The sequence below is a fragment of the Microbispora bryophytorum genome (assembly GCF_043197435.1).
Classification (GTDB): Bacteria; Actinomycetota; Actinomycetes; order Streptosporangiales; family Streptosporangiaceae; genus Microbispora; species Microbispora bryophytorum.
In genome coordinates this window covers 793,485-804,328 of the sequence record NZ_JBICTF010000004.1, presented here as the reverse complement: position 1 = coordinate 804,328, position 10,844 = coordinate 793,485, and the positions used below count along the sequence as shown (strand labels likewise).

At 71.4% G+C, this 10,844-nt stretch carries 11 protein-coding genes and 1 tRNA gene; 8 read left to right on the top strand and 4 right to left on the bottom strand.

The features are described from left to right. Positions 1 to 27 precede the first annotated feature (27 nt). Together ACGFIB_RS17205 and ACGFIB_RS17200 are read left to right on the top strand one after the other, a co-directional pair. Complete coding sequence (locus tag ACGFIB_RS17205) at positions 28 to 315, top strand: type II toxin -antitoxin system TacA 1-like antitoxin (protein WP_142569801.1); 288 nt, start codon at positions 28 to 30, stop codon at positions 313 to 315. Further along, on the top strand, positions 315 to 695 hold the full coding sequence (locus ACGFIB_RS17200; RefSeq protein ID WP_393372687.1) for a hypothetical protein: 381 nt from the start codon (positions 315 to 317) through the stop codon (positions 693 to 695). The genes ACGFIB_RS17205 and ACGFIB_RS17200 overlap by 1 nt, the downstream gene beginning before the upstream one ends. Positions 696 to 997: 302 nt before the next feature. Here the strand turns inward: ACGFIB_RS17200 and ACGFIB_RS17195 are convergent. After that, a tRNA-Arg gene (locus ACGFIB_RS17195) sits at positions 998 to 1,072 on the bottom strand. A gap of 149 nt (positions 1,073 to 1,221) precedes the next feature. Here ACGFIB_RS17195 and ACGFIB_RS17190 point away from each other — a divergent pair. From ACGFIB_RS17190 to ACGFIB_RS17180, 3 genes are all read left to right on the top strand, one after another. Continuing rightward, entirely contained in the window at positions 1,222 to 1,590 is a 369-nt protein-coding gene (locus ACGFIB_RS17190; protein WP_357168583.1) for a response regulator transcription factor, read from the top strand. 73 nt (positions 1,591 to 1,663) lie between these two features. Beyond that, positions 1,664 to 2,284, top strand: a complete 621-nt coding sequence (locus ACGFIB_RS17185; protein ID WP_191054653.1) for a LysE family translocator — start codon at positions 1,664 to 1,666, stop codon at positions 2,282 to 2,284. A 387-nt stretch (positions 2,285 to 2,671) separates the two neighbouring features. After that, a complete protein-coding gene (locus ACGFIB_RS17180; protein ID WP_357265606.1) occupies positions 2,672 to 3,277 on the top strand; it encodes a DUF5666 domain-containing protein in 606 nt (201 codons plus the stop codon). Positions 3,278 to 3,331: 54 nt separating this feature from the next. Here the strand turns inward: ACGFIB_RS17180 and ACGFIB_RS17175 are convergent, their stop codons facing one another. Further along, entirely contained in the window at positions 3,332 to 4,723 is a 1,392-nt protein-coding gene (locus tag ACGFIB_RS17175; RefSeq protein WP_393372682.1) for a glycoside hydrolase family 16 protein, read from the bottom strand. Positions 4,724 to 5,108: 385 nt separating this feature from the next. After that, entirely contained in the window at positions 5,109 to 5,615 is a 507-nt protein-coding gene (locus ACGFIB_RS17170; protein WP_393372679.1) for an anthrone oxygenase family protein, read from the bottom strand. A 138-nt stretch (positions 5,616 to 5,753) separates the two neighbouring features. Here ACGFIB_RS17170 and ACGFIB_RS17165 point away from each other — a divergent pair, with 138 nt between their 5' ends. The 3 genes from ACGFIB_RS17165 to ACGFIB_RS17155 all read left to right on the top strand — a co-directional run bounded on the left by ACGFIB_RS17165 (position 5,754) and on the right by ACGFIB_RS17155 (position 9,574). Further along, the gene (locus tag ACGFIB_RS17165) at positions 5,754 to 6,716 is read left to right on the top strand and encodes an AraC family transcriptional regulator (RefSeq protein ID WP_357265616.1); all 963 of its coding nucleotides are present in this window, start codon (positions 5,754 to 5,756) and stop codon (positions 6,714 to 6,716) included. Positions 6,717 to 6,995: 279 nt separating this feature from the next. Then, positions 6,996 to 8,423, top strand: a complete 1,428-nt coding sequence (locus ACGFIB_RS17160; protein WP_393372675.1) for a GH1 family beta-glucosidase — start codon at positions 6,996 to 6,998, stop codon at positions 8,421 to 8,423. A gap of 155 nt (positions 8,424 to 8,578) precedes the next feature. Next, positions 8,579 to 9,574 (top strand): LacI family DNA-binding transcriptional regulator, encoded by a 996-nt coding sequence (locus tag ACGFIB_RS17155; protein WP_142569787.1) that lies wholly within the window; start codon positions 8,579 to 8,581, stop codon positions 9,572 to 9,574. A 72-nt stretch (positions 9,575 to 9,646) separates the two neighbouring features. Here the strand turns inward: ACGFIB_RS17155 and ACGFIB_RS17150 are convergent, their stop codons facing one another. Beyond that, positions 9,647 to 10,843 (bottom strand): hypothetical protein, encoded by a 1,197-nt coding sequence (locus tag ACGFIB_RS17150; RefSeq protein WP_142569785.1) that lies wholly within the window; start codon positions 10,841 to 10,843, stop codon positions 9,647 to 9,649. Between the last annotated feature and the right edge of the window lies 1 nt (position 10,844).

Genomic DNA, 10,844 nt, shown 5'->3' with positions numbered 1-10,844 from the left:
GTTCCTACTGTTCGCTACCGTGGAGCCATGACAGCTCGGAAGCTATCGATCTCAGTGACTCCCGAAATCGAGGAGACGATCAAGGCGGCAGCTGCCGAAGAGGGCAAGCCCGTGTCGGCGTGGCTGGCTGAGGCCGCCGTCGAAAAGGCTCACCTTGCCGCCCTGCAAGCGGCGGGCCGGGCGGCAGCCCGAGAGCTGGTGGCGGAATATGAGAGCTTGCACGGCGCCCTGCCCGAGCAGTCCCGGCAACGGGCCCGGGAGTTCCTGATGGAGGCGGGACTTCTCGAGCACGACACCTGGCCAGAGGCCGGCTGATGCGCGCCATCGTCTACGATGCGGGCGCCTTGCTGGCCGCCGAACGGCGCAACCCGGACTTCCTTGCCCTGCATGGTGAACTGACCGCCGCCCGTATCCGTCCACTCGTGCCGGTGGTGGCCCTTGCCCGAGCATGGCGCGGTGGCCCGCAGCACCAGATCTCCCGCGTGCTGAAGGGCTGCGACATTCGCCCGGATGACGAGCACGTCGGTCGTGCAGCGGGAATTGCGTGCGCTGCCGCAGGAACGGCCGACGCCGTCGACGCTATCGTCGTCGTGACGGCCGTCCGATACCAGGCCTCTGTGGTCACCAGCGATCCCGACGACCTGAAGCACCTCGCCGACTCCCTCGGCGTCAAGCTTCGGCTCTTCACGGTCTGACCACGTCAAACCGTCACCGAGAAGGTGCGCATGGCGGCTCTGAACGCGTCGAGTCGTGTCGTCGCACAGTAACTGATGGCCCACGTGCGAGGCTGCCACCCGACCCGGTGCCGCTGGTTCACCAGCGGCACACAGTCGTCACCCTGGGGATCGGCGGCCGGCTTCGCCACATCGGCATCGGAGGAACCCATGTCATCCTGCTCATCGGACCCCACCCGCGACTCGCGACTATCAACCCCGGTACGCAAAGAAACCCCCGAACCCGTAGGTTCGAGGGTTTCCGATGTCTTGCGACATCAAATTGGTGCCCCCTGTAGGATTCGAACCTACGCACCCGGCTCCGGAGGCCGGTGCTCTATCCCCTGAGCTAAGGGGGCTCAACCGCTGATAAGGCTACCAGCACTGGAAGGCCGTTCGTGACATCAATACGGCCTCCGGAGGACGTGAGCATGTGGATCAGCGAAAACCGCGCGCCCACCCCGTCTCATTGGCTAGCTTTGCCGCCGTGGGCGAGCTTCTGGGACGCGTGCTGGTCGTGGATGACGACGAGGTCATCCGGCAGCTCATAGCGGTCAACCTGACCCTGGAGGGGTTCGAGGTCGAGACCGCGTACGACGGGCAGGACTGTTTGGATCGCGTCCATGACGTGGATCCCGATGTGATCACGCTCGACGTGATGATGCCGCGCCTGGACGGCTGGGAGACGGCCACACGGTTGCGGGAGGACCCGAGCACCCGGCACATCAAGGTCATGCTCATCACCGCCCGGGCCCAGGAGGACGACCGCAGGCGGGGGTACGACATCGGCGTCGACGCCTATCTCACCAAGCCGTTCGACCCGGCCGAGCTGATCCAGATCGTACGGGACCTCGCCACGGGCCCCGAGACACTCTGAGCGGATTGGTCCACGGACACGGGCACCGATTGGCCCGGGCGCGCGCGCCGCGACGCTTCTAGCGTCGGCAAGCGTGATCGATGCCTCGACGTTGCTGGTGTACGCGGCCACCTCTGCGGCGGTGGTGGCCGTGCCGGGCCCCAACCATCTCTACATCGCCGCCCGGGGTGTGGCCCAGGGCCGCCGGGCCGGGGTCGCCTCGGCCCTCGGCGTGGAGACGGGCACGCTGCTCCACATCGCCGCGGCGGCGGCGGGCCTGTCCTATCTCCTCGCGCGGTCCGCGGAGCTGTTCGCCGCGGTGAAGTGGGCCGGCGTCGCCTATCTCGCCTATCTCGGCGTCCGTGCCCTGACCGGCCGTGGCTCTTCCGGTGACGAGCCGAGGGCGCAGCCGCTGCGCCGGGTCTTCCTCGAAGGTGTCGTGGTCAACGTGCTGAACCCCAAGACCGTGCTGTTCTTCCTGGCGTTCCTGCCGCAGTTCGTGGATCCCTTCGGCGACGTGCCCGCGCAGGTCCTCCTGCTCGGGCTGGTCCTCGCCGTCATCGGACTGGCCTCCGACCTCGCGTACGCGCTGACCGCCGGGTCGCTCGGCCGCCGCCTGCGCGCGAGCACGCTCAGGTACGCCTCCGGGGTGGTCTACCTGGCGCTCGCCCTCGTCGCCGCGCTGAGCGGGGCGGGGCGTACGGCGCGGGGCTGATCAGGCCGCGCGGGCGGACATGTCCTCGGCCGCCTCGTCGATGAAGCGTGCTCGCCGGCGCGGTCTGGTTGCGGGTGGTATTCCGGCAATTGCCTCTGGACGAGGGCTTTACCGAGCGGGCGGTGAACGCCGTACTCGATGGGGTAGGGCGGCCAGGGGATCCGAAGGCGGGCCGACCGGCGCGGACCGGTGGCTGATCGGGCGGATCGACCCGGCTTTTGCGCACATCCCGGCCGCGCCGGCCACGTCAGGCCGCGCCATGTCGCAGTCCACACCGCGTCAGTCCACACCGCGCCAGGCCACACCATGTCACGTCGCACCGTGTCACGTCACACCTGTCGTGCCGTGTCATGTCGTGTCCCGGCGCCGAGTGGAGGGAGCACACCGATGACCATGTCCAGCAAGCCGCCCAAACCGCGCGGCAAGCGGCCCCGGCTTCTCCTCGGATTCGCCGCGGCGCTCACCCTCGCCACCGGCGCCGGCCTCGCCGCCGCGGGCGCGCCGGGCCACGACCAGCCGCAGTACGCCCAGGGGGGACAGCTCCGGCCCGGTCCGGAGCAGTTCGGCATGACCGAGCTCGGCCTGCTCCAGTTCGGACAGGCCCGGCAGCCGCGCACCTCCAGCGACTACCAGACCTTCACCAGCCAGACGGGCGCGGTGGAATCGGTGCAGAGCGGCACCCTGACGGTGGACGGCCGCGCCTACACGGTCGACGAGTCCACCAGGATCGTCGCGGACTACAAGGGTCTGCAGGGGATCCAGCAGGGCGACCAGGTCTGGGTCGTGGGCACGACCGGCGACAGCCCGAGGGCGATCATCGTCGCGGACGCCAGCCGCCCGGCGCTGCCGGGGCACGGCGGAGGCGGCGCGCCCCCGGGGCAGACTCCGCAGACGCCGCAGACGCCGCAGACCCCGACCGCACCCGCCACGCCCGGGGAGTCCGTGACGCCCAGCGAGCCGGCGGCGCCGGAGACGGTTTCACCCACCGAGTGACGTACGTCCGGCCGTGGGCGGGGACCCGCAGCGGCCCCGCCCACGGCGTGACGGTCAGGACGTGGCGAACGTGAACCAGTTGAGGTTGACGAAGTCGGCCGGCTGGCCGCTGCTGAAGGTGATGTAGACGGTGTGGGTGCCGGTCGTCGGCGTGATGTTGGCCGGGACGGTCGTCCAGCTCTGCCACCCGCCGGTGTTGCCGACAGCGAAGTCGCCGATCGGTGTCGCCGTCGGGCTGTCGAGCCTGACCTGTACGAGGCCGCTCACTCCGGCCGCCGCTCCGGACGCCACCCTGGCCTTGAACTGCCGCGCCGCGGTCGAGCCGAAGTTGACGCCGTCGAAGCGCAGCCAGTCGCCGTTGGAGATGTAGCCGACGTCCTGGCCGCCGCCGCTGTCCTGGGTCGTCTCCACCTGCGTGCCGCTCTGCGCCTGGGAGTTCTCCGCCTGGACGGTGGAGCGGGCGTCCACGCCGCCTGCCGGGGGTGAGCTCGGCGACGGGCTGCTGGTCGCGCCGCCGCTCTGCCACACGGCCACGTAGTCGACCACCATCGGCCGCCCGGACACCGTGGCGGAGGTGGGCGTGGAGAACCCGGCCACGCCGTTGGGGAAGCCGCCGCCGACGGCGACGTTCAGCAGGATGAAGTATCCGGCGTGGGAGGTCATGTTCGACCACGTCGTCGCGTCGAGCTGGCTCTGGCTGATGCTGTGGAACTGCTGTCCGTCCACATACCACCGGAGCTGGTTGGGGCTGACGCTGCGGTCCCACTCGAACCGGTAGGTGTGGAAGGCCGACTGGCAGGTCGAGCCGGGGCAGGCCCTGCTGGCGCCGATGCCGTTGGTCTCACCGCACGCCCCGCCCGGGTTCACGCCGCAGTGCAGCACGCCCCAGACCGAGTTGATGCCGTTGACGTTCTCCATGATGTCGAACTCGCCGATGGCCGGCCAGTTCTGGTAGTTGCCCCGGTAGGGCGCGCCGAGCGCCCAGAAGGCCGGCCAGTAGCCGAGGGCGGCGTCGCCCGTGACGTTCGGCATCTGGATGCGGCCCTCGATGCGCAGGACGCGGCCGTCGGCCGGCTTGAAGTCGGTGCGGCGGGTCTCGATCCGCGCGGATGTCCAGTTCTGGCCGCTGCCGATCGGGGTGATGCGCAGGTTGCCGCTGCCGTCCAGGCTCAGGTTGGCAGTGTTGGACGTGTAGTTCTGAATCTCGCCGGTGCCCCAGTTGCCCGGGCCTCCGGGGTACGCGTGGCCGGTGTCGATGATCCAGTTGGTGGACGACGGAAGCGTTCCGGCCGTGCCGTTGAAGTCGTCCGACCAGACGAGCGACCAGCCGGACGGCGTCGAGGGCACCGACGCGTCGGCGGGCCGTACGGCGAGAGCCATGACGGCGGCGGCCACGGCGAGCAGCGCCAGAGCCGAGCGCCGCCATGGGGAGTGGAGCACACGCATGAGTACCTCTCTCCTCGGTCCGGTCGTCGCGGCGAGGGGATTGGGGGGTGCGGGCGGCCTCACGGAACGAAGACGGTGGACGTCTGAGAGCCGGACGGCGGCGTCCGGAGAGGGTCGTGAGGGCCCGCGCACCGCGATCGCGGACCGCTTGAGCGACACTTTCCCTCTGGATCTCACTCGCGTCAATAGGATCTGTGAAATCCGAGAGAGCGTTCTCAGCGACTGCCCCCCGGTGTGAGCAGTGATGAGAGAGCGCTCTCCAGTCCGCCTCCAGAAGAAGGCCGCGTCCGCACAGGACGAGCATGGTGAGCCACACGGGCGTGTCCCGCGTGAACAGTGCCATCAGGCCGGTCATCACCGTCAGGAGCACCATCCGGAGCGGCGGTCAGGAGCCCCGGCCCCAGCGGTAGACGCCGTAGCCCATCAGCAGCAGGCTCACCGCGCCGGCCGCGGCCCGCCAGGTGTTCCAGGTGGTCCACCGGGCCGAGTAGTCCTGCCAGATCCGGGCGGCGGCCCCGGCCGGGTCACCGTGGGCCGCCGCGGCGGCCAGGGCGTCGTTCATCGGCACGTTCACCGCGGCTGTGATCAGGATGACGCCGACGGCGTACACCGCGGCCGCCGCGAAGAACGGCCAGGCCGCGCCGGAGCGAGGGGTGGCCAGCAGCAGGGCCCCCGCCCCGGCGGCGGCGAGCGGGGCCAGGACGAACGCCGCCAGAAACACCGGGTTCTGGATCTTCACGTTGACGGCGTTCATCGCCTCGATCGCCAAGGGGGCCGGCGCCGCGTTCAGGCCCGGCATGACCCCCACGGAGAACCCGAAGAAGGTGCCTGCCATCCCGGCGGTCATGAGCATGGACAGGGCCGCGGCGGCAGCGGCCAGGAGGTACGTCATGACGCCTCCGCCGTGACGCGGACGCCGAGGATGACCAGGATTCGCGCTTTCATCATGGTCACCACTCAATCGGGGGACCGCTCCCGGCGACATCGCCGAGACGCTCGACCGCATATCCGGCCGTCTACGATCTGGGGCATGGACGCGCTGGCCGACCTTCTCGACGGGCCCCGGGCGCGGGGGGCCTTCCTGCTGCGGGCGACCCTGAGCCCGCCCTGGTCGGTCCGGATCCAGGACGAGGCGCCGCTGTGCCTGGTGGCGATGGTGCGCGACGAGGCGTGGATCACCCCGGACGAGGACCGCGTCTCAGAGGACAGGGCCGTACGGGTGGGGCCGGGCGACGTGGCGGTCGTGCGCGGTCCCGCTCACTACACGGTGGCCGACGACCCGGCGACCGCGCCGCGGGTCGTGATCCATCCCGGGCAGGTCTGCACCACGCCGGACGGCCGCGCCCTGACGGCGGAGATGGACCTGGGCACGCGCAACTGGGGCAACGACCCGGACGGCTCGGCCGTGATGCTCATCGGCACCTACCAGATGCGCGGCGCGGTCACCCAGCGGCTGCTGGCGGCGCTGCCCACGCTGCTGGTGCTGCGCGGCGACTCCTGGGACGGCTCCCTCGTCGCGCTGCTCGGCAGGGAGATCGTCAAGGACGAGCCGGGCCAGGAGGTGGTGCTCGACCGCCTGCTCGACCTGCTGCTGATCGCCGTACTGCGGACGTGGTTGTCCCGCCCGGACGCGCGGGCCCCCGGCTGGTATCGGGCGCACGGCGACCCGGTGGTCGGGCCGGCGCTGCGGATGCTGCACGCCGACCCGGGCCACCCGTGGACGGTCGCCGAGCTGGCGGGCCGGGCGGGGGTCTCCCGTGCCGCGCTGGCACAGCGGTTCGCAAGACTGGTCGGCGAGCCGCCGATGGCCTACCTGACCGGGCTGCGGCTGGCGCAGGCGGCCGACCTGCTGCGGGAGACGGACGCGACGCTGGAGGCCGTGGCCCGGCGGGTCGGCTACGGCACCGCGTTCGCGCTGAGCTCGGCCTTCAAGCGGGAGCGCGGCGTGAGCCCGCAGCGATACCGGGAAGGCCTGAGCCGCCCGGCCGGCTGAGATCCGGGAGAGCTGAGATCCGGGAGAAGCGTCTCGCGGTCCGGCCGCCCCCATGCTGCGCCGACCGGCTGTGGGAGCGCTCTCACCAGCGACTACGACGTTCCGTCATATCAGGAATCGTTACTGATAGACCCCTTGACGTCCGCAGTGACAGTTCACAATCTTGTGCGAGAGCGCTCTCTATCTCGTCACAACCCTGACGTGGTCGCGGCGCTCGGCTTCTTCGTCCTGCCCGGCAGAACAGATCATCGGAGGCACCATGCGGGGAGCTGTGCAGGGATGACCGCGACGACCATCGCTTCTCGGGGGTCCGGATCGTCCACGTCGGTCTTTCCCGACGGCTTCGTCTGGGGCGCCGCCACGGCGGCCTACCAAATCGAGGGCGCCGCCGCCGAGGACGGCAGGGGGCCCTCGATCTGGGACACCTTCTCCCAGGTCCCGGGCAACGTGGCCGACGGCCACACCGGCGACGTCGCCTGTGACCACTACCACCGGTACGCCGAGGACGTCCGGCTCATGGCCGGCCTGGGCCTGGCGGCCTACCGGTTCTCGGTGGCCTGGCCGCGGATCCTGCCCACCGGGGCCGGGCGGGTCAACGCCGCCGGCCTCGACTTCTACGACCGCCTCGTGGACGAGCTGCTCGGCCACGGCATCACGCCCTACCCCACGCTGTACCACTGGGACCTGCCGCAGGCGCTGGAGGACGCGGGCGGCTGGGCGGCAAGGGACACCGCTGCCCGCTTCGCCGACTTCGCCGCCGTCGTGCACGACCGGCTCGGCGACCGCGTCGGCACCTGGACGACGCTGAACGAGCCCTGGGTGGCCGCCTTCCTCGGCTACTGCTCCGGTGTCCACGCCCCGGGCAGGCGTGACCCGGCCGCCGCCTTCCGCGCCGCCCACCACCTGCTGCTCGGCCACGGGCTGGCGGCGCGGGCCCTGCGCGCGGCCGGGGCCGCCGAGGTCGCGCTCACCCTCAACCTGTCGCCGGTCATCCAGAGCGGCGACGGCCACGAGGAGGCCGCACGGGTGGACGCGCTGATGAACCGGCAGTTCCTCGACCCGGCGCTGCGGGGCCGCTACCCGGAGGAGGTGCTGGAGATCGCCGCCCGCCACGGCGGCCTCGGCCACATCCGGGACGGCGACCTGGCCGTCATCCACCAGCCGATCGACCTGCTCGGCATCAACTACTACAACCCGTCCTTCGTGTCGGCCGCGCCCGGCGAGCCGGCCAACCCCGCCTTCCCCGGCACTGAGGGCATCCGGTTCGACCCGCCGACCGGCCCGACGACCGCGATGGACTGGCCCATCGAGCCGTCCGGCCTGGAGACCCTGCTCGTACGGCTGTCGCGCGACTATCCCGAGGTCGGGCTGCTCGTCACGGAGAACGGCGCGGCCTTCGACGACCACCTCGTCGATGACATCGACGGAGACGCCGGCGGAGACGTCGTCAAGGGGACAGTGCACGACGACGACCGGATCGGCTACCTCGACGGCCACCTGCGGGCGGCGCACGCCGCGATCTCCGCCGGTGCGGACCTGAGGGGTTATCTCGTATGGTCGCTCCTGGACAATTTCGAGTGGGCCTACGGCTACCACAAGAGATTCGGCATCGTGTACATCGACTTCGAAACCCAGCGGCGCGTTCCCAAGGACAGCGCGCTGTGGTACCGAGACGTCATCGAACGCAACGGGCTGAGGAGTGCCTGACAAAATGCTGCCCGTCGCGAGCGTGGTTCCGGGTGGATGCGTCGTACGGCGGAGGAGGAGCCGATGACAGCGTTGTCGGCGACGACAACGCAGCGAGGCGCCGCCTGGATCCACGCGCAGCAGGGCTTGATGTCAGACACCACTAGGGGGAATGAATGAAACGACCCACTCTGGAGGCGGTGGCGGCGCGGGCAGGGGTGTCCCGCGCCACCGTCTCCCGGGTCGTCAACGGGCAGATGACGGTGACACCGCAGATCAGGGATGCCGTGATGCGTGCCGTGGACGAGCTGGGATACGTCCCCAACTCGGCGGCGCGCAGCCTCGTCACCCAGCGGACCGACTCGATCGCGCTGGTCGTTTCGGAGCCGCCGACCAGGGTCTTCTCCGAGGACCCGATGTTCTCCACGGTGATCCGCTCGGCCAGCCTGGAACTCGAGGCCGCCGACAAGCAGGTCGTGCTCATGCTCGGCGGCTCGGCCCAGAGCCACGCGAGGATCGAGCGCTACATCGCCAGCGGCCACGTCGACGGGGTCATGCTCATCTCCATGCACGGCGCCGATCCGCTGCCCTCCGCCGTCGCGCGGATGGGCGTCCCCGTCGTCTCGTACGGCAGGCCGGCCGTGCCGGTGCCCCTGCCGTACGTGGACAACGACAACGTGGGCGGTGCGGAGAAGGCGGTGCGCCACCTGCTGGACGGCGGACGGCGGCGCATCGCCACGATCGCCGGGCCGCAGGACATGATCGGCGGCCAGGACCGGCTCAAGGGCTACCGCGACGCGCTACGCGAGTCCGACCGGCGGTCGATCGTCGCCGTCGGGGACTTCACCCGGGAGTCCGGCGCCGTCGCCATGCGCCACCTGCTGCAGGACGACCCGGACCTGGACGCCGTGTTCGTCGCCAACGACCTCATGGCCGTCGGGGCGCTGCAGACCCTGCGCCAGGCGGGCCGCCGGGTGCCGGACGACGTGGCGGTCGTCGGGTTCGACGACATCGAGGCGGCCCGCTACACCGAGCCCCCGCTGACCACGATCAGGCACCCCATCGTCGAGCAGGCCGCCGCGATGGTCCGGCTGCTGCTGGACCTGTTCAAGGGCGGCCCGGCCGATCCGGTGATCCTCCCCACCGAGCTCGTCGTCCGCGACTCCGCCTGAGCGGCCGCGACGATCAGGCCGCCTCCCGGCTGCCGGGGCAGGAGGGATTCGGAGCGGCAGGCGACGACGTGCTCAGGCGAGCGCGTCGGTGATGCGGCCGAGCGCCTCGAAGGGCGCCAGGCCGTAGGCGTAGAAGTCGGCGGCCCCGGCCCCGGCCGTACGGGCCACGCGCACCTTGGCGGCCAGCCGGTCGGCGGAGTCGGTGTCCGGGGCGCCCGGGCGCAGCACGACCCGCAGCTCCGGGTTCTTGCCCACCGAGCGCCGGTAGGCCGCGACGTCGTCGGCCACCCGGGCGGGGTCCCTGGCATACCCGAGGACCGCGAACGACGGGACCAGGTCGCCGAGCGCCACCAGGTCGATCCCGAGCTGCCAGGAGTCGTGCGCGGCCAGAGCCGCGGAGGGCAGCCCGTGGGCGTGGCCCTTGGCCGCGCCCGTCGCGTCCATGAACGTCAGCCGCGCGCCTTCGGCCGTCACCGCCGCCGCGACCTCGCCCACCAGTGACGTGACGCTCTCGGAACGGGCCCGCGCGTACGCCACCGTCTCCGGGCCGGCGTAGGCCGTCAAGGCCGCCCGCGTGACCTCGCCCTCCGCGGGAGGGTCGCCGTCGAGCACGCCTCCGACGATCCTGGCGCACTCCTGCCTGGCCACCTCGGCGTTCACCCCGAGGTCGGCGGCCCGGCGCATGCAGTGGGCGCAGAAGCACAGGCCGAACAGGAAGGCGTCCATCGGGCCGAGCGCCACGACGCACCGCTCGTAGGCGAAGGCCCCGAAGTGCAGCGACTCCGCGACGACCGTGTCCACCCCCTGCCGGGCGACGGCCCGGGCCAGCGCCACCGCGTACGCCCGCACGTCGGGATGCGAGGGGCACAGGTCGGCCGGGGAGCCGCGGTCGCCGAAGCAGTTCTCCACCGTCACGTCGGGGTGGGCCAGGCCGAGGGTGGCGTTGTGCAGGAACACGGCCCAGCCGTGCAGCCGCATCCCCCGGTCCGCGCAGGCGCGGCGCAGCTCGTCGAGCGGCCGGTCCTGCGCCCCCGGCTGCACGGGCGGGGTCAGGCGCAGCCCGTCGAACAGGTCGTCCGGAGGCGGGAAGTGCACGCCGTCGCGGCGCAGCGTCAGCCGCGACGCGCCGTGCGGGGTCACGTCCCTGGCCTGGTGGTAGGCCGCGGCCACCGCGACGCCTCGCACGCCGTACGCCGAGGCCCGGTCGAGCAGCCCCCGCACTCCCTCGGCGCGCAGGTCCTCGACGAAGACGTACAGGGCGCTGTCCATC

Excerpts from the sequence above, each read along its gene's own strand:
- ACGFIB_RS17205 (WP_142569801.1), top strand. The coding sequence starts at position 28 with ATGACAGCTCGGAAGCTATCGATCTCAGTGACTCCCGAAATCGAGGAG.
- ACGFIB_RS17200 (WP_393372687.1), top strand. The coding sequence starts at position 315 with ATGCGCGCCATCGTCTACGATGCGGGCGCCTTGCTGGCCGCCGAACGG.
- ACGFIB_RS17180 (WP_357265606.1), top strand. The coding sequence starts at position 2,672 with ATGACCATGTCCAGCAAGCCGCCCAAACCGCGCGGCAAGCGGCCCCGG.
- ACGFIB_RS17175 (WP_393372682.1), bottom strand. The coding sequence starts at position 4,723 with ATGCGTGTGCTCCACTCCCCATGGCGGCGCTCGGCTCTGGCGCTGCTC.
- ACGFIB_RS17170 (WP_393372679.1), bottom strand. The coding sequence starts at position 5,615 with ATGACGTACCTCCTGGCCGCTGCCGCCGCGGCCCTGTCCATGCTCATG.
- ACGFIB_RS17165 (WP_357265616.1), top strand. The coding sequence starts at position 5,754 with ATGGACGCGCTGGCCGACCTTCTCGACGGGCCCCGGGCGCGGGGGGCC.
- ACGFIB_RS17160 (WP_393372675.1), top strand. The coding sequence starts at position 6,996 with ATGACCGCGACGACCATCGCTTCTCGGGGGTCCGGATCGTCCACGTCG.
- ACGFIB_RS17155 (WP_142569787.1), top strand. The coding sequence starts at position 8,579 with ATGAAACGACCCACTCTGGAGGCGGTGGCGGCGCGGGCAGGGGTGTCC.
- ACGFIB_RS17150 (WP_142569785.1), bottom strand. The coding sequence starts at position 10,843 with ATGGACAGCGCCCTGTACGTCTTCGTCGAGGACCTGCGCGCCGAGGGA.